This window comes from Duganella sp. GW821-FHT07G03, from assembly GCF_059418605.1.
In genome coordinates this window covers 23,396-42,166 of record NZ_JBWKQE010000030.1, presented here as the reverse complement: position 1 = coordinate 42,166, position 18,771 = coordinate 23,396, and the positions used below count along the sequence as shown (strand labels likewise).

Annotated in this window: 12 protein-coding genes and 1 pseudogene; 2 read left to right on the top strand and 11 right to left on the bottom strand. The window is 62.3% G+C overall.

Annotated elements, in window-relative coordinates; genetic code table 11:
- From AC07OK_RS27540 to AC07OK_RS27530, 3 genes and pseudogenes are all read right to left on the bottom strand, one after another.
- Nucleotides 1-1,446 carry an HlyD family type I secretion periplasmic adaptor subunit gene (locus AC07OK_RS27540; protein WP_494693253.1) on the bottom strand — a complete coding sequence of 482 codons (1,446 nt, stop codon included), beginning with the start codon at nt 1,444-1,446 and terminating at the stop codon, nt 1-3.
- Nucleotides 1,443-3,584 carry a peptidase domain-containing ABC transporter gene (locus tag AC07OK_RS27535; RefSeq protein WP_494693286.1) on the bottom strand — a complete coding sequence of 714 codons (2,142 nt, stop codon included), beginning with the start codon at nt 3,582-3,584 and terminating at the stop codon, nt 1,443-1,445. The genes AC07OK_RS27540 and AC07OK_RS27535 overlap by 4 nt, the downstream gene beginning before the upstream one ends.
- Before the next feature lie 195 nt (nt 3,585-3,779).
- Nucleotides 3,780-3,931: pseudogene (locus AC07OK_RS27530) on the bottom strand (IS481 family transposase); the annotation flags it as partial.
- 193 nt (nt 3,932-4,124) lie between these two features.
- On the opposite strand from AC07OK_RS27530, the gene AC07OK_RS27525 reads away from it, so the two are divergent.
- Nucleotides 4,125-5,252, top strand: coding sequence for a branched-chain amino acid ABC transporter substrate-binding protein (locus AC07OK_RS27525; RefSeq protein WP_494693252.1), 1,128 nt, complete (start codon nt 4,125-4,127; stop codon nt 5,250-5,252).
- Here the strand turns inward: AC07OK_RS27525 and AC07OK_RS27520 are convergent.
- Nucleotides 5,246-9,034, bottom strand: a complete 3,789-nt coding sequence (locus AC07OK_RS27520) for a response regulator (RefSeq protein WP_494693251.1) — start codon at nt 9,032-9,034, stop codon at nt 5,246-5,248. The genes AC07OK_RS27525 and AC07OK_RS27520 overlap by 7 nt on opposite strands.
- 127 nt (nt 9,035-9,161) lie before the next feature.
- Here AC07OK_RS27520 and AC07OK_RS27515 point away from each other — a divergent pair, with 127 nt between their 5' ends.
- The gene (locus AC07OK_RS27515; RefSeq protein WP_494693250.1) at nt 9,162-12,254 is read left to right on the top strand and encodes a two-component regulator propeller domain-containing protein; all 3,093 of its coding nucleotides are present in this window, start codon (nt 9,162-9,164) and stop codon (nt 12,252-12,254) included.
- Here the strand turns inward: AC07OK_RS27515 and AC07OK_RS27510 are convergent.
- The 7 genes from AC07OK_RS27510 to AC07OK_RS27480 form a co-directional block, all read right to left on the bottom strand.
- Complete coding sequence (locus AC07OK_RS27510) at nt 12,251-12,736, bottom strand: arsinothricin resistance N-acetyltransferase ArsN1 family B (protein WP_494693249.1); 486 nt, start codon at nt 12,734-12,736, stop codon at nt 12,251-12,253. The genes AC07OK_RS27515 and AC07OK_RS27510 overlap by 4 nt on opposite strands.
- 5 nt (nt 12,737-12,741) lie before the next feature.
- The gene (locus AC07OK_RS27505; RefSeq protein WP_494693248.1) at nt 12,742-13,140 is read right to left on the bottom strand and encodes a GFA family protein; all 399 of its coding nucleotides are present in this window, start codon (nt 13,138-13,140) and stop codon (nt 12,742-12,744) included.
- Between the two features lie 3 nt (nt 13,141-13,143).
- Nucleotides 13,144-13,872 (bottom strand): phosphonate metabolism transcriptional regulator PhnF, encoded by a 729-nt coding sequence (gene phnF, locus AC07OK_RS27500; RefSeq protein WP_494693247.1) that lies wholly within the window; start codon nt 13,870-13,872, stop codon nt 13,144-13,146.
- A 78-nt stretch (nt 13,873-13,950) separates the two neighbouring features.
- Nucleotides 13,951-14,796: a phosphonoacetaldehyde hydrolase gene (gene phnX / locus AC07OK_RS27495; RefSeq protein ID WP_494693246.1), complete on the bottom strand. Its 846-nt coding sequence runs from the start codon at nt 14,794-14,796 to the stop codon at nt 13,951-13,953.
- A 16-nt stretch (nt 14,797-14,812) separates the two neighbouring features.
- A complete protein-coding gene (locus AC07OK_RS27490) occupies nt 14,813-15,925 on the bottom strand; it encodes a 2-aminoethylphosphonate--pyruvate transaminase (RefSeq protein ID WP_494693245.1) in 1,113 nt (370 codons plus the stop codon).
- A gap of 30 nt (nt 15,926-15,955) precedes the next feature.
- Nucleotides 15,956-17,659, bottom strand: a complete 1,704-nt coding sequence (locus tag AC07OK_RS27485; protein WP_494693244.1) for a putative 2-aminoethylphosphonate ABC transporter permease subunit — start codon at nt 17,657-17,659, stop codon at nt 15,956-15,958.
- Nucleotides 17,656-18,765, bottom strand: a complete 1,110-nt coding sequence (locus tag AC07OK_RS27480; protein ID WP_494693243.1) for a putative 2-aminoethylphosphonate ABC transporter ATP-binding protein — start codon at nt 18,763-18,765, stop codon at nt 17,656-17,658. Before AC07OK_RS27480 ends, AC07OK_RS27485 begins: the two co-directional genes overlap by 4 nt.
- Nucleotides 18,766-18,771 lie beyond the last annotated feature (6 nt).

Genomic DNA, 18,771 nt, shown 5'->3' with positions numbered 1-18,771 from the left:
CTATCTTGACGTCATACTATTTTGCACATGTTTTTTCATTGGTTCTAAAAAGAACTCAATAATGCGGCGACGATCCGTCTTAATATCCACTTGAACCGTCATTCCAGCCCTGGTTTTAAGAATTTCCTCACCTGACCCCGGACCAACCCCGGTTATCTTGATCTTCAGCTTATATTTCAGGCCAGCTTTAGTCGGCAGATATATTTCCCCTTGCGCTTGGGCCGCCGCTTCGGCGCTACTAAGCTGTTTATCCTCCGCATCGGGGCTGATATCGGCCACCACTCCGCGTAGCGAGCCATAATGTTCGAATGGAAAAGCGTCAATTTTAATGTCGGCAATTTGTCCGGTCCGAACGAAACCAATATCCTCATTTGATAGGTAGGCTTCAATCGTAGTGGCAACCCCTTCGGGCACGACGGTGACCACCGATTGCCCTTGGGCGACGACCTCGCCGATTGAATTCACCGAGATCATCTGTATTTTTCCGCTAACCGGCGTATAGATTCTCTTTCTTCCCACCAAGGTCCCAGCCCGGGTGACATCGCCGTTCAGCCCCGCCAATCGGGTGTTGCAACTATCTAACTCGGACAGAAGTTGACTGTGGTGTTCCTGCCGAATCTGCATGACTTGTTGCCCCGCTGCTCTCGCTTCCTGCTCAGCGACCTTCAGTTGATTTTTTTGGGATGCAACGCCGCTCTCCAATTGGCCCACGTCGTCCTTCAGCTTCAGGTACTCAAAGCGAGGCATCACCGTTCCAACGTACGGCCGTACCCTTGCCTCTTTTTCCTCTGCGATTTTCAGGCTCGCCTGCAGTTTGTTCAGCACATCAAGTTGCACAGGTATATTTAGCTCTTTTGAATGCTGCATATTGCCCGCTTCGGTAATTTTCGCTAAAAATCCGCTATTCCGGGAAAGCATCAAGGACTCTTGCAGCAAAGCGATATTGGGTGGAACTCCCGCGCTCTCGAACTTTGGGCGAGTACCGTCCAGTTCAGCGGTGAGGCGGATTTTTTCTGCTTGAAGATAGAGTTGGCGTTCAGACGAGCTATCCAAGTCGCTGCGATCAAGATCCGAATCTAGTTCGATCAGCACGTCTCCCGCCTTGACCAAATCGCCTTCTTTAACAAATATGGATAAAACCTTGCCTCGGTCAACTGATTGAACAACCTTCAACTTCCCGTTAGGAACAATTTTTCCTTGCGAAGTAGAGATTACGTCTATTTTTCCGAAATATGACCACAGCACGGTGACCGCACAGATAGCAATAATGATCCAGACAAGAGTTCGCGCACCTAAAGATGGCGTTGTATGCTCGAGCTCGATCGCTTCGGGTGAGAATTCAAGTTCTAAGCGCGAAAATTTTGCATTATCCTGGATGTAGCCACTCACAAACAAACGCATTCTTCTGGGCACTGATAAAGCGCTTACTTTGTCGAGTCCCGTCATACCGTCTCCAGTTGTTGCGAAAACAGGTGTGCATATAATCCACTTTTAGCCAGCAATTCGCTATGGCTTCCCTGCTCGGCCACGGTCCCCTTATCCATCACAATAATTGAGTCAGCCTGGCATACGGTAGAAAGCCGATGGGCAATTATAAAAACGGTACGTCCTTTGCACATCTGCTCCATGTTTTCCTGAATATAACGCTCCGACTCATAGTCCAGGGCGCTGGTGGCTTCGTCAAAGATCAAGATACTGGGATTACCCAGCAGCGCACGGGCAATTGCGATCCGTTGTCGTTGTCCTCCAGATAAGCTGACACCTCGTTCGCCGACGGGCGTATCGTAACCATCAGGAAGCGCGGTGATGAATTCGTGCGCTCCTGCGGTAGACGCGGAACGCATAATGCTGGCCATGGAGGCACTGGGTTGATTAATAGCGATGTTGCTGGCAATAGTGCCGTTGAAAAGGAAGTTCTCTTGAAGGACAATGCCAATCTGACTGCGCAATTGTGCAGGATCAATAAATTGAATATCGTTTCCGTCTATAAAAATCTTGCCGGAGTTTGGCAGATACAAACGCTGAAGCAACTTTGTAAGCGTGCTCTTTCCTGAACCGCTGCGCCCCACCACGCCCACCGTTTTCCCAGCTGGTATGGAAAACGACAGATCAGATAATATGGATACGCCGTGCTCCTCATATCGAAAATTCACGTGCTCCAAGCGAACGTCGCCATTGATCTTGTTTCCCCCTGAAAATTTTCCAAGGTAGCGCGGTTCCGGAGCCGTATTCATAATGTCGCCAATTCGCGCAACCGACAGCGCCACCTGCTGGAACTCTTGCCACAACTGCGCAATGCGCACGATAGGCTGAATAATTCGCGCGGACAGCATCTGGAATGCGATAAGCTGGCCTACGCTCATCTCGCCCGCCAGCACAGCTTCCGTGCCCATCCATAAAATCGCAAGGGTGACAATTTTTTGAATCAATTGGCCCGCGACACCGCCGATATTACCTAGCAAGGTCGCGCGATAGGAAGCGGTGATATATCGGGATAGAATTGCGTTCCATTTTCTCTCCATAATCGGCTCGACGGCCAGCGCTTTAATAGTATGAATGCCACTGACACTTTCCACCAGATATGACTGATTTTCCGCGCCCAGGCGGAATTTTTCCGCCAGCCGTGCGCGCATCAGCGGGATAATAATCGAGGAATTCAGCACAAAAAATGGCAATACCGCCAACACCAGCCAAGCGAGCCGGGTGCTGTAAAAGAACATCAAAGGAACAAGTATAAATATCGAAAGTAAATCAAGTATGGATCCGATCGACGCGCCAGTAATGAACTGACGTACTGTCTCTAGTTCACGGACGTGGGCTACAATCGTTCCAATTCTTCTCGATTCAAAAAACTGTAAAGGCAGGCGTAAGAGGTGTCGCACCACCTTGCTGCCTAGCACGACATCCACTCGGCTTGCCGTATGGGCCATCAGATAGGATTGCAAGATGGATAAAATTGCCTCAAATGCCAGTAGGAAACCCATGCCTATGCCAAGCACATGCAGTGTCGATATATTTCGGTGAACAACTACTTTGTCAATTATTACTTGGCTGAACAATGGCGATGCCAATCCGAATATCTGCACGACAAACGCTGCAATGAATATTTCGGAAAAAATCATCCGATATTTCAGTACTTCGGAAACAAACCATTTCAAGCCAAATACACCGCGGGCACCGTATTCTAGGGGCTTCTTTACGAGAATTATGCTTCCCGCCCACGCTGTCTCAAACTCATCTTTTTGGCATACCAGTGATGAGTGGGGACGAATTGGATCGAAGAAGACGACACTTTTATTATTTGCTTGCAATACAACCAGGAATTGCCCATTTTTGAGTTGGGCTATTGCGGGTAAATTTATCTTCGACAACCGCGACCAATCCAATGTCGTTTCTCGCGCCTTCAAGCCCAAGATTTTTGTTGCTCGCAGAAGATCCCGCACGCTATCGCGGACATCGGTGAGTCCCAACTCATGCATGAGTTGGTCCAGCGTGGTGCTGATTTCGTAGTTTCCGGCAACCACACATAAACTAGACAGACCCGTTTTCAGTCTATCAATTTCTGGCATGTTCGGATAAGGCATATTTTCCACTACTATTCCATTGCTTTAAAAATAACAATTCAATTCACTATGTTATTTTTAACCAATAGCGATATGACGGCACAAATACCCATAAATGATGTGCATTTTGTCGTGGCCGGATTTTAGTTAATTTATTTAACGAAATTCTCACAAAATGTCACAATTGACAATGCACTGCATTACCATTTGGTAATAGAAGGCGTGCCGGCCACCGGGTTTCTTTTCCTTGCCGGTGAAACGGTCGTGAGCTGCGAGCTGTTGTCGGTCAGGATCTTGCTGACTTTGATCGGCGAGGCTAGCGTGAGTTGGCGCAGGAAATCGACGCTGCTGCGCTCACCCATGCTACCTTAGAGATACAGCCCCCGGCGCGTGAAAAGAAAACGCAAAACAAGCGAGTGCCGAATTAAATTTTGAACTGCGCCCCTTTGAAAGGCGATGCAGCGCAAAACAGGCCAATCGAAAGCCCAAGTCACGCGATAATATTTTGCGTTTTTGGCGATAATCTTGCCATCACCTCACAACACAACATCAGGAGATCGCATGAAATTGAAGCATATTGCAGCCGCCCTTAGCCTCGCCCTGCTGGGCGCTGCCGGCGCCCAGGCGCAGGACACCGTGGTCAAGATCGGCCACAGCGGCCCGCTGTCCGGCGCCCAGGCGTTTTCGGGCAAGGACAATGAGAACGGCGCGCGCCTGGCGGTCGAGGAACTGAACGCCAAGCCGATCACCGTGGCCGGCAAGAAGCTCAAGTTCGAACTGCAATCGGAAGACGACCAGGGCGACCCGAAAGCCGGCGTGGCCGCGGCCCAGAAACTGATCGACCAGGGCGTCAAGTACGTGGTCGGCCCGTACAACTCGGGCGTGGCCATTCCCGCCTCGCGCGCCTACAACGACGCCGGCGTGTTGATCGCCACCGTCGCCACCAATCCCAAGATCACGCAACAAGGCTACAAGGGCCTGTTCCGCGTGAACGCCAGCGACTCCCAACTGGGCACCAAGATGGCGCTGTACGCGGCCAATGAGCTCAAGCTCAAGACCGTGGCCGTGATCGACGACCGCACCGCCTTCGGCCAAGGCGTGGCCGAGGAATTCAAGAAGCAGGCCAAGGCCGCCGGCATGACCGTGGCCGGCCACGAGTTCACCACCGACAAGGCGTTCGACTTCACCGCCATCCTGACCAAGCTCAAAACCAAGAAGGTCGAAGCGATCTTCTTCGGCGGCTACGCGCCGCAGGGCGCACCGATGGCGCGCCAGATGAAACAGCTGGGCATCAACGCCAAGCTGCTGGGCGGCGACACCATCTGCACCGCGGAGATGGGCAAGCTCGGTGGCGACGCCGTCGGCGAAAACGTCCTGTGCTCGCAGGGCGGCGCCATCCTCGACAAGTTTGCCAGCGGTCCGGCCTTCAAGGCCAAGTACAAGGCGCGCTTCAAGCAGGAGCCCGACGTCTACGCCGCAGCCTACTACGATGCGGCCATGATGTACGCGCAGACGATGGTGAAGGTGAACTCGATCGATCCGCAAAAAGTGGGCGCCGCCATCAGCGCCGGTTCGTACAAGGGCGTGGCGGGCACCTACTCGTTCGACGAGCATGGCGACATGAAGCAGTCGCCAGTCACCATCTTCAACTTCAAGGGCGGCCAGCCGGTTCCGCTGACCACCTACTGATGTAGCGCGCCGTCGTCCTGCAAGGCGGCGATGGCGCCGTTCAAGATCTCCAGCGCCTGTTCCATGTCGAAATCGCCAACCGCCTGTTCCAGCTTGCGGTAGTGCTGGGGGAAGGCGGCGGCCAGCAGCGCGCCATATTCCACCAGCAGCCGTTCGGAGCGGGCGTCATCGTCCGCCAGCAGCGCGCCCAGTTCGCGCACCACGGCGTCGCGCTGTTCGGGATCGACTTCCACCTTTTCCAGTTCCGCTTCCGCCGGCAGGCATGCGACGATCGCCGCCACCTGGCCGGCCAGCACGGATTCCAGCTGCGCCAGCTGCGGCGCCAGGCGCGCCGACAGCGCGGCGGCGCCGGCCTCCCCCTCCGCCGCAGGCGACAGCGCATGTTCGGCTTCGCCGGCCAGCACCTGCAAGGCGCTGGCGCCGATATTGCCGGCCAATCCTTTGAGCGTGTGCGCGCCGCGCTCGGCGCCGGCGCGGTCACCGGCCGCGATCAGCGCCGACATCTGCCGCACGGCGCCGGCCTGGTTGGCCACGAAGCCGCGCAGCATGGCCAGGTAGCGCGGCCGCTTGCCCAGCACGCGGCGCAGGCCGGCCACCATGTCCAGGCCCGGAATCTCGTGCGGGAAGTCGTCTTCCGGCGCGGCTTGCGGTTCGGGGCTCGGTTCGGGGCCCGGTTCGTGCGCCAGCTCGTGCGCCGGCAGCGCGTGGCGCGGCGGTATCCAGCGCAGCAGCGCGCGCCACAGGTCGTCCGGTTCGATCGGCTTGATCACAAAGTCCACCATGCCCGCCTGCGTGCACAGGTCGCGGTCGGCCTGCATGGCGTTGGCCGTCATCGCCACCACCGGCAAGCCGTCCAGCTGCGGCAAGGCCCGCAAGGCGCGGGTGGCTTCGACGCCGTCCATCTCCGGCATCTGCATGTCCATCAGCACGATATCGTATTGCTCGCGCTGCGCCATCGCCACCGCCTCGACGCCGTTGTTGGCGATGTCCACCAGCAGGCCGGCATCGGCCAGCAGCTCGGACGCCACCTGCTGGTTCAACTCATTGTCCTCGGCCAGCAGCACGCGCGCGCCGCGCAGGGTCGCCAGCGCGGCGCGCGTGCTGACCGGGGCCGGACGCGCCAGCGCGCTGTCGTCCACCTCACCGCCCAGCAGGCGGATCAGGGTGTTGAGCAGCACCGAGGCGTTGACCGGCTTGATCAGCACATCGTCGATGCCGGCGCCTTGCGCCTGCTGCTGCACTTCCTCGCGTCCGTAGGCCGTGACCATCATCAGGCGCGGCGTTTCCTGCAGGCCCAGCGCCCTGATGGCGGCGGCGGTCTCGATGCCGCTCATGCCCGGCATCTGCCAGTCCAGCAGCACCACGGCCAGCGGCTCGCCGGCAGCGGCGGCATCGCGCACGATGGCCACCGCTTCGGCGCCGGACGCCGCCACCTGCACGTTGAAGCGCATGCCGCGCAGCAGCTCGGCGATCACGCTGCGCGCGCTGTCGTTGTCGTCCACCACCAGCAGGCGGCTGCCGCGCAGGTCCAGCGACGGCAGCAGCGAAACCCGTTCGTTCCGGCCGATCTCCAGGTGGGCGGTGAACCAGAAGGTCGATCCGTGCCCCAATTCGCTCTCGACGCCAACCTCGCCGCCCATCAGCTGCGCCAGTTTCTTCGAGATCGCCAGTCCCAGGCCGGTGCCGCCGTACTTGCGGGTGGTGGAGGCGTCGGCCTGCTGGAAGCTCTGGAACAATTGACGCATCTGCTCCTCGCTCAGGCCTATGCCGGTGTCGCGCACGGCGAAGTGCAGCAGCACGCGGCGCTCGTCCTGGCTGCGCACGCGCACCGTCACCGCCACCTCGCCCCGCTCGGTGAATTTGACGGCGTTGTTGGCGTAGTTGATCAGGATCTGGCCCAACCGCAGCGCGTCGCCCACCAGCGCGGTCGGCACGTCGGGGGCGACGTCGAATACCAGCTCCAGGCCCTTGGCGTTGACCTTGTCGCCGATCAGCGTGGCCAGGTTTTCCAGCAGCTGATCCAGCTCGAACGGCTGGTTCTCCACTTGCAGCTTGTCGGCCTCGATCTTGGAGAAGTCCAGGATGTCGTTGATGATACCCAGCAGGTGCTGGCCGGCGCGCTGGATCTTCTGCACGTAGTCGTGCTGGCGCGGCGTCAGGCCGGTCTTCAGCGCCAGGTGGCTCATGCCGATGATGGCGTTCATCGGCGTGCGGATCTCGTGGCTCATATTCGCCAGGAACAGCGACTTGCTGCGCGTCGCGTCTTCGGCGGTCTGCTTGGCGGCGCTCAGCGTCTGCGCCGCCGTGTGCTCGGCCGTCACATCGGCCAGGTAGCCGTTCCATACTTCCTCGTCCGCCTGCTGGTGCACGCAGGTGCAATGGATGTCGACCCAGCGCGCCGCCACCATGCCCTGCGCGCCGAACTCCAGGCGGCGGTGGATCGACCAGTGCTGGCGCGCGCTGTCGGCGATCTGCTCCAGCAGGCCCGCGCGGCCGTCGGGATCGAGCAGCGCGAACAGCATGGCGCCGTCCTCCAGCACGTCGCTGGCCTGCAGGCCGGTGATGGCGGTGATGGCGGGGCTCATGAAGCGGAAGCGCGGCTGGCCCGCCGCGTCCATCTGGAACTGGTACACCGCCACCGGCAGGTTGTTGGTGATCTCGCGCATGCGGCGCTCGTTCTCGAAGCGCAGGCGGCGCGCGCTTTCGGCGGCGCGGGTGCGGCCCGTCACCACCATCCCGCACAGCCAGACGGCGCCGATGCAGGCCGCAGCCAGCATCAACTGGTTCCACAGCGGCAGCCACTCGCCCTTGTCCTGCATGATCACCACGCGCCAGGCGCCGCCGTCGTCCGGCCAGTTCAAATCGGTGCCGGCCAGCGCGTGGGTCCGGCCCTGGATGCTGGCCTGCTTGCCGACTGGTTCAAACGGCAGCGGCAAAGGACCGTCGCCGGCGAACAGCTCGCCGAACTGCTTTTCCTTTTCCAACTGGGCCAGGCGCGCCGGTGCGACCTTGCGGGACTGCGTGAACAGCCATTCGTTGCGGTTGGTGGCGAACACCACGCCGTCCGGCGACAGCAGCAGCACCGGGTCCTTGCTGCGCGCGAGGATACGGTCGATTTCGGCGGCCGGCATCTTGATGGTGTAGACGCCGGCGATGGGCGTGTCGCGCGAATTGCCGCTGTAGACCGGCGCCGCGAAATACAGCCCGCGCTCATGCGAATTGCTGCCAATGGCGGCATAGACATTGGCTTCGCCGGCCAGCGCGCGCCGCACGTAAGGGCGATAACGCAGACTGCGGCCGACGCCGATGGCCTTGCCCTCTTTGTTGAGGTAAGCGACGATGGTGCCCTCGCCGTTCAGCACAAACACGGTGTCGGCGCTGTATTGATCGATGACGGCGGCGAAGTCGACGTGCAGCCGATAGGCGTCGGCGGCCAGCTCGCCGGACAGCAGCAGCTTGACGCTGTCTTCCACCAGTCCCATGAGAATGGCGCCGCCCATCACGCGGCCGTCGGTGGAGTCGATCTGGATCTGGCGCGCGATATCGTCCGCCGCGGCTTTCAGGTCGCGGCTGTGCTGCTGGAACACCACCTGGCGCTGGATCAGCACCGCGCCGACGGCCAGCAGCAGCGCCAGCGTGGCCCAGCGCATGGCCTGGCGGCCCGGCAGGCCGCGCCGGCGCAACTGGTCCCACGCTGCGCGCCAGGTGCGCAAGGGTGGCTTGGGCGGCTTGGGCGACAGCGGCGCCGTCTGCAGGGGTACTCCGTCGGAAGATCCGTTCATGTCGCCTTGCGAAGCATAGGGATTTGTCAATGGATTATAGCGGAAAAGTGTTGCTCCACCGCTTCCCCGGCGGCCGATTCTGTGCTTTACTTGGCTAGCCAAAATACCAAGGTCCCGAATGCCGCGCATGCCCTTCCGCCCCGTCCTACGCCTGCTGCTGTGCGGCGCACTGGCCTGCCTGCACGCCGCGCCCCTGCAGGCGGCGCCACGCCCGCTGGCCTTCACCGCAGTCGATTCGCTGGGCGCCGACAGCCGCGCCATCCTCACCATCCTCCAGGACCGGCAGGGCTTCGTCTGGATCGGCACCATCGAGGGCGGCTTGTTCCGCCACGACGGCCATAAGCAGGTGCGCTACATGAACGACCCGTCCGACCCGCATAGCCTGCCGGGCGGCCGCGTCACCGCGCTGTACGAGGACGAAACCGGCAAGCTGTGGATCGGCACCGACGAAGGCCTGGCGCGCTTCGACCCGGTGGCCAACAACTTCACCCGCCACGTGCCTGCCGGAGGCCCGAACAATGCGCGCATCGTGCGCCGCATCATCGCCGACAACAAGGGCGACATGTGGGTGGCGACATGGGGCGGCCTGCAGCACTTCGACCCACGCAACGGCAGCTTCGTCATCTACCGCCACGACGACGCCAAGCCGGACAGCCTGCTCTACAACGACGTCAACGCCATCGCCGTCGACCACCTGGGCGGCGTGTGGGCCGCCACCTGGCCCGGCGGCCTGGATTACCTGGCGCCCGGCGCCACCGGCTTCCAGCACTTCCGCGTCGACGACCCGGAGCATCCCAACCCCAAGGCCAACGACGTGCGCGCGCTGTACTTCGACAGCGCCGCCACGCTGTGGATAGGCTCCGCCGACGGCCTGGTGACATGGAAGACCGGCCAGCCCTGGGACAAGCGCGAGACGCTGCCGGTGCAGGCCAAGCGCGTGACCGACATCGACGAGGACCGCGCCGGCGACCTGTGGATCAGCACCCGCACCAGCGGCCTGCTGCGCTGGGACCGCGAGCTGCGCCAGTTCCAGAGCTACCGCCATCGCGCCGAGGATGCGCATAGCCTCAACAGCGATGCCATCAACACCACCATGCGCGACCGCAGCGGCACGCTGTGGGTAGGCTCGCTGACCGATGGCGTCAGCCGCGCCAACCTTGGCTATCACGGCTTCGAACGTTTCGTCCCGCGCGACATCGCCCCCGACTTCGTCAAGTCCAGCAATTTCGTGCGCAGCGTCGGCGCTGCCGCCAACAACCAGCTGTGGCTCGCGCTGGACGACGGCCTGGCGCTGTTCGACCCGGCCAAGCGCGAGATGGTGCGCACCTGGAGCGCCACGCCCAAGCGGCCTGGCGCGCTGAGCTCCAACGTCATCTACAGCACCTACCAGGCGCCGGACGGCGTGCTGTGGATCGGCACATCGGAGGGCCTGAACCGGCTGGACACGCCGGATGCACCGTTCAAGGTGATCCACTTCGGCAGCAAGACCACGGACTTCATCAACACCATCGCACCGGGACGCGGCGGCGTGCTGTGGCTGGGGACCGGCACCGCCATGCTGCGCTACGATCCGGCCAGCGGCGCGGTCGAAAGCTACGCCCACGACGACAAGAACCCGGACAGCCGCAGCGTCAACGGCGCCACCACCGTGGTGGAAGACAACGCCGGCCGCGTATGGAGCGGCGAGTTCTATCGCGGCGGCGGACTCGATATGCTCGATCCGGCCACGGGAAAATTCCGCCACTTCCGGCTCGATCCCAACAATCCAGCGAGCCTGAGCAGCGACCGTGTCAGCAGCCTGCACCTGGATACCGACGGCAGCATGTGGGTCGGCACATCCAAGGGCTTGAACCATCTGGTGGCCGGCAAGAACGGCGCATTCACCATCACCCGCATCCAGGAAAAAGGCGAGCTGGGTACGCGCCTGATCGAAGCGATACGTTCGGATAAAAACAGCATGATCTGGGTGACCACCGCGGCGGGACTGAGCAAGATCGATCCAGTCTCCGGCGCCGTCACCGAATACTCGGTGGAGGACGGCCTGACCGAAGGCTTCTACATGGACTCCGCCGCCAACAGCAGCAACGGCTTCCTGTACTTCGGCAGCAGCAGCGGCGTCACCGCCGTCAACCCGACCATCCACAGCAGCGCCTCACGCCCGCCGCAGCTGGCGATCACCGATATCCGCGTGTTGAACCGTTCACTGGGCGGCAAGAACCCGCCGGAGGACGTGGTACTGGAAGGCAGCCTGACGCAGCCCCGTTCATTGAGCCTGCCGTGGATCGCCAACACCATCTCGATCGAATTCGCCGCGCTGCATTTCGCCGAACCGCGCAGGAACGCTTATTCCTACTGGCTGGAAGGCTTCGACAAGCAACCGGTGCAAGCCGATGCCGGACATCCGGTGGCGACCTACACCAATCTGGCGCCCGGAAAATACCACTTCCATCTGCAGGGCAGCAACAACAAGGGCGTCTCCAGCCGCGACGAGATCATCCTGCCGATCACGATCACGCCGCCGGTGTGGGAAACGTGGTGGGCGCGCAGCGCCGTGGCGGCGCTGGTGGTGGGGCTGCTGGTGCTGCTGTTCCGCTGGACGGCGCGGCGCCTGGGCGCGCGCGCCCGCGAGCTTGAGAAACTACTGCTGGAACGCACCGAGGCGCTGCGGCTTGCGCAGCACAAGCTGGCCAACCTGTCGGCCACCGACAGCCTGACCGGCATCGCCAACCGCCGCTGCTACGACGACCAGCTGGAGCGCGAATGGCGCCGCGCGGCGCGTGAAGGAAAGCTGGTGGCAATTGGGCTGGTGGAGATAGACCAACTGGGCGCCTATCGCGACCACTACGGCCAGCAGGCCGCCGACGACGTGCTGCGGCGGGCGGCCAATGCGCTGAGCGGCGCGGTGCAGCGGGCCGGCGACCTGGTGGCGCGCTACGGCGCCGACCAATTTTCCTTCCTGGCCCCAGGCACCAATGGCGACGAAGCGATGCTGATCGCGCGCCGCATGGAAGCGGCCATCAGCGCGTTGAACCTGCCGAATGTGAAAGCACCGTCGGGCGGCGTCAGCGCCAGCATCGGCGTGGCCGCGCTGCCGGCGGCGCAAGACGACAATGCCGAGGACCTGGTGCTGGCGGCCGACCAGGCGCTGTACCGCGCCCGCTCCGAAGGCGGCAAGCGCAGCGTGCTGGCGCCGCAGGACAACGCGGCGCAGACGGCTTAGGACAGCTGCAACTCCCAGTAGCCGACATCGATCCAGCGATCGAACTTGCGGCCGACCTGCTTGAAGTGGGCGACCTTCTCGAAGCCCAGGCTTTCGTGCAGCGCCACGCTGGCTTCGTTGGGTTGGGCGATGCCGCCTATCGCCATATGGATTTCTCGGGCGCGCAGATCTTCCAACAGCGCCTTGTACAGCGCCGATCCGATGCCCTTGCCGCCCTGTCCGAACGCCACGTAGACGCTGGTCTCGGCGGCAAAGCGGTAGGCGCTGCGGGCGCGCCACTTGGTCGCGTAGGCGTAACCGAGCACTTCGCCGTCCTGCTCATGCACCAGCCATGGCAGCCCGGCGGTGACGTCGCGGATGCGGCCAGCCATATCCTCCGGCGTGACCGCATGCTCCTCGAAGCTGATGGTGGTGGTGGCGATGTAGTGGTTGTAGATGGCGACGATGGCTGCAGCATCGTCTGGCGTAGCGGATCTGATCATCGGATTCAAAGATAACGGGTTTCAGTGGGTGGCGATATCCAGTTGTCGGCGCGGCCGTCGACGTAGGTGATGGGCGTGCCGGCCAGGTCCTCGTCGCTGACGCCATCGAGGCTGGCGACATTGACGCCATAGAATACACCGTAGCGCGGCGAGTTGCCGATGCCGTAGGGACGCACGCCGCAATGCTTGCAAAAGTAGTGATGCTCGTTCTTGGCGCCGAACTGGTAGACGTTCATCTCGGCCTCGCCGGCCAGCAGGCGGAAGGCTTGCGGCTTGGCCATCACGGCCCAGCAGCGTATCTTCAAACAGAACGAGCAATTGCAGCGCAGGCTGCCCTGGCTCAAATCGAGGTCCGCCTCAAAGCGCACCGCGCCGCAATGACAACTACCGTGGTAGGTTTTCATGATTTAGTCCGGTTCGATTACCAGCTGCACGGCGGCGCTGCTGAAATTGGAGATGCCGTACTCGAACGGCTTGTCGTCCTGGTCGACGTAGACGGTTTCCACATACAGGATCGGCAGCGAGGTAGGCTGGCCTAGCTGCTGCGCCACCTCGTTGGTCGGCAGGCGCGCCGTGATGCGGCTTAGCTTACGCTGGAACTGCTCGACGCCGAACTGCGCCAGCGCCAGATGCGTCTTGCCCACCTTCGAATAGGCCTCGCCGAAACCCTCGAAGCGAGGCAGCGGAAAGTACTGGGTGCAGACGCCGATTACTTTGCCATCCACCACGTCGAGCGAATTGACGGCCAGCGTCTTCGCCCGCGAGGACAGCTCCAGCAGGCCGGCAATCTCCGCCGACGGCCGCACGTTTTCCCAATCGAGGATTTCACTCTTGCCGACGCGGCGCGCCTTGACCACGCTGTGCGCGAGCCGCGTGCGGCGGCCGATCTGGTAGTCGATGAAATCTTCGCGCACGAAGGTGCCGCGGCCATGCACCACTTCCACCATGCCCTGCTCGACCAATGCCTTGACCGCCTGCCGCACCGTATGCCGGTTGACGGCGTAGCGCTCCGCCAGCTCCGTTTCGTTGGGCAGGCGCCCTTGCAGCCGGCCGCCCAGAATCTCATTGCCCAGCGACTCCTGGATCTGCTTCCAGACGGTGGTACCGGCCTGGCGGACGATCATATTTTCAGACATTCAGCAGCACTCCATCGGGCAGTAAAGGAAACCGCGCCGATTGTCGCATATTTGCTGTGGAAGTGGTACGCATAGGCTTTATGGCCGCTCTCCCTTGCCCAGCCGCGTCTCGATCAGCGCCAGCACCGCAGGCAATTCGACGATGCTGCCGATGACGTAGTGGGCGCCTGCGGACAGCAATTTATCCGCCGCTGCGGCGCCGAGGCGCTGGCGTTCCGCTTCCGGCAGCGCGGCCAGCTCCTGTTCCGTCAGGCCGACTTCATTGCCGGACATGACCACACCCACCGTCCACATGCCAGCAGCTAGTCCTTCGGCGATGCCGGGAGTGGTATCGTCGATCTTGACGCAAGCCGGCAAATCCTGCACGCCCAGCGCGATCACGTTCTCCAGCGCCATCCACGGGCCAGGACGGCCGCCGGGCGGCAGGTCGTCCGTGGCGACGGCGTGATCGACCACCAGGCCGTCGGCGACGGCCTTGGTCAGCAGCTTATCCATCACCACGCGCGGATAGCCGGAGCACGAGCCGATCTTGATGCCGCGCGCGCGCAGCGCGGACAGCACCTCCACCGCACCACGAATCGGCGCGGAATACTGGCCGACACGCTCCACCTGTAATGGCAGGAACACGTGGTACAGCTCATCGACATCCTTGTCCGCCATCGGCGCACCAAAGCGCGCCTGCCAGCGCTGGGCGACGCCTTCCTGCCGGCCCAGCGCCTGGATGTGGTCCCACTTGGCCAGTCCCATCGGCACACGCGCCTCTTCCAGCGAAACGCGCACACCGAAACCGGCGAAGGCGTCGATCAATACCTGCGTCGGCGCGAACGATCCGAAATCGACCATCGTGCCGGCCCAGTCGAAGATCACGGCTTGCACGCCGCCAGTGTAGGCTGGAGCGCAATGAGTGTTGGTGATGATATTCATAGTTGTCTTCCTTGTGTTAGTTGGGCTGCATGCCCATGTCCGCCAGCACGGCGGCGATGGCGGATATGCCGCGTTCCATGTCGCCCGAATCGATCGCTCCGATGCAGCCGACACGGAAGGTCTCCACCGCCGTCAGCTTGCCGGGGTAGAGGATCACGCCATGCTCCTTCACGCGGCGATAAAACTCGGTGAAATTCCAGTTTGGATGATCCGGCGCGTGCACTGTGACGATGATCGGCGCCTGTATCGCCGCCGGCAGGAAGGAACTCAGGCCGATGGCGGCCAGGCCTTCGATCAGCGTTTTGCAGTTGCCCTCGTAGCGCGCCAGCCGCGCCGGCTGGCCGCCCTGCTCTTCATACTGGTCCAGCGCGCAGTCGAAAGCCGCCACCACATGGGTAGGCGGCGTGTAGCGCCATTGGCCGGTCTTGTTCATGTAGCGCCATTGATCGTGCAAATCCAGCGACAGCGAATGCGAGCGGCCTTCCGCCTGTTCCAGCGCGCTGGTGCGGGCCAGCACGAAGCCCATGCCCGGCACGCCCTCAAGGCACTTGTTGCTGGAACCGATCACCGCTTCGAAGGCCAGATCGCGGCACGACAAAGGTAAAGCCCCGAAAGCGCTCATGGCGTCGATCACCAGCTTGCGACCGGCGGCGGCGACCTCCTGGGCGATGGCGGCCAGCGGATTGAGGATGCCGGTGCTGGTCTCGCAGTAGATGACGCCGACGTGGGTGATCTCCGGATCGGCGGCCAGTCGCTCGCGCACCACTGCCGGATCGACCGGAGCGGTCTCGCCGAAATCGACGATGTCGACGAGACGCCCCATCATGTCGGTGAGCTGCGCCATGCGCTTGCCGTAAGCGCCGTTTGCCAGCACCAGCAGCTTGCCGTCGCGTGGCATCAGGCTACCGATGGCTGCCTCCACGGCGAAGGTGCCAGAGCCCTGCAACGGCACGCAGGAATAATCGTCCCCGCCGTCAATGATGGACAGCAGACGGCGGCCCAAGCGCGCAGTCAGCGCATTGAAATCGCCGTCCCAGGAGCCCCAGTCGTACTGCATGGCGTTCTTGGTGCGGGCGGTGGTGGTCAAGGGACCGGGAGTTAACAGCAGTGGTGCTTGCATGGATGTCATATCAAGTGAGGTGAAAAAGAAGGTAGGGACTCAAGCCGCGCGCCAGCGTTGCAGGCGGCGTTCACACCACCAGCCCAGCGCATTGAGCGCCAGCGAAACCAGGCAGGAGCTGCCGACGATCAGCGTGGCCATGGCGGCGGCTGCGGCGGTATCGCCCGCATCGTCCATGTTCAACACTGCCAGCGACGCCAGTTCAGTGTTCGGGCTGTAGAGGAAGATCACACAGCTCACCGTCGTCATACAGGAGACGAACAGGTAGCGGAAAACGTTCAGCATCGACGGCAGCACGATCGGCAGCGTGACGCGCAGGCAGCTCACCCACCAATGGCGTCCAAGGCTGCGCGAGGCGGCTTCGATCTCGCCGTCGATCTGGCGCAGCGATGTCGTCAGCGTCAGATGCGCGGTGGTGTAGAAGTGGCTGATGCAGGAAGCCACCAGCACCGTCATGCCGCCGTAGAGTCCATGCAGCGGATTGGCGGGTGCGCTGAAGAACAGCACGTAGCCCAGTCCCAGCACCATGCCCGGAACCGCCATCGGGATAATGGCGATGGCGCGAGAGAGCAGCACGCCGACACGCGCCAGCGGCATCTTCTCCATCAGGTAGGCGTTCAGGAACACCAGCAGCGTGCCCGCCAGCGCGCTGACACTGGACAGCACGATGCTGTTGCTGAAGGAGCGCCAGCCACCGCCGTCCTGCTGGTCGAAATCAAAATGATCCAGCGTGAAGCCCATGTTATAGGGCCACAGCTTGATGAAAGCAGCGGCCACCGCGACGCCGATCAACGCGACCAGGAATACGGCAATCGCGCAGCAGCCCACCGATAGCGCCGTGTCGCGCCAGGCGTTCCGCTTGGCGTGGTACTGTACCGAACGCCCCGTCATCGAGCCCTGCGCGCGCCTTGCCACGCGGCGCTCGATGACAAAGCTGGCCAACGCCGGCAACAGCAACAGCAGACCGATGACGGCGCCTCGATTGAAGTTCTGTTGTCCCAGCACCTGCTTGTAGGCTTCCAGCGCCAGCACATTGGTCTGGCCGCCGATCACCTTGGGCACGCCGAAGTCCGTCACCACCATCGTCAGCACCAGCGTGGCGGCGGACACCAATCCGTAGCGGGCATTAGGCAGCGTGATAGTGAAGAAGCGCCGCACCGGCCCCGCACCCAGCGCGAGCGCCGCCTCGTACAAGCGCGCATCGGCCACCGACAGCGCGGCAGTCAGGATCAGCAAGGCGTGCGGGAACGTGTAGAACGCTTCGCCCAGCACGATGCCGAGCGGACCGTAGATCGTGGCGCCGCCCAGCCAGCCCTTGAGCAGTCCCTGGTTGCCGAACAGGTAGACCAGCGAAATCGCCGGCATCAACGACGGCGCCAACAACGGCGACAAGGCGATCAGCCGCAGCCAAGGCTTGCCGGCGACGCGGGAGCGCGTCAACGCGAAGGCGAATACAAAGGCGGCCGGCAGCACCAGCATCAGCGTCATCACCGCCAGTTTCATGCTATTCCATGCGGCGGACTGGATGCGCGGCTCGGCGATGACCTGCGTGACCTGCGACAGGCCGACAAACGCGCCGCTGCCATCCTGCCCCGCCTTGATGAAGATGGCCGCCAGCGGCAGCGCGATAAATACCGTCAGCGCGACGACGCATAGCCATTGCAGCAGCATCGCGACCTTATCGTCGACGCCATGTATGCCGCTGTCCGTGCGCATCAAGCGCGGCATCGTCAATCCGCTCATGCCGCACCATCCACGAAATAGCGCACCTTGTGCGGCGCGATGGAAACCGGCACGCGCTGTCCCGGTATCAGCAGTTCATAGCCCGGTTCATTGCGCGCCACGTCCACCGTCAACTCGACATGGCGCTCCGCCGCCAGCGACAGCACGGCGCGACGCACGCCACCGAGAAAGTCCACGCGTTCGACGATGGCCATCGTCATCTTGCCGCCGGCCGACCAATGCGGCTCGACGCAGATATCCTCCGGGCGGCAAAACGCCGTGGCCGCGCGCGCCCCCACCGGCAGGCTGAATCCGAACGACAGATCGCCCGCCGTGACCACCCCAGCGTCGTTCTGCCTCACCGGCAGCCAGTTGGCGCAGCCGACAAAATCAGCGACAAAACGCGTGGCCGGTTCGCGGTAGATCTGCTCCGGCGTGCCGGTCTGCTCGATGCGGCCATGCGCCATCACGGCGATGGTGTCGGCGATCGCCAGCGCTTCCTCCTGGTCATGCGTCACCATGATGGCGGTGATGCCCAGCCGCTGTTGCAAGGCGCGCAGTTCCTGCCGCAGGTTGTCGCGCACCCGCGCGTCCAGCGCGGACAAGGGTTCGTCCAGCAACAGCAAACTAGGCGAGGTCGCCAACGCGCGCGCCAGCGCCACCCTCTGCTGCTGGCCGCCGGACAGCTGCGCCGGATAGTGTTCCTGCTTGCCGTCCAGCTCCACCATCTGCAACAGCTGCGCCACGCGGGCGGCGCGCTCCTTGCGCGGCAGACGCAACGCATACGACACGTTCTCCGCCACCGTCAGGTTGGGGAACAGCGCATACGACTGGAACACGATGCCGTAGTCGCGCTTGGCCGGCGGCAGGACGCCGATGTCGCGCCCCCCCATGATGACTACCCCGCCATCCTGCGCCTCCAGTCCGGCGATCACGCGTAACAGCGTCGTCTTGCCGCAGCCGGAAGGACCGAGCAGGCAAAGGAACTCGCCGCGCCGCACCGTCAGGTTGATCTGGTCCAGCACCAGCGCCGCGCCGAAGCGCTTGCTGACGCCTTCAATGCGCAACCAGTCCGCCTGGGGCGATGCGAGGTCCTGCGCGGACAAGGGGAAATCGGTCTGCTTCATTCTGCT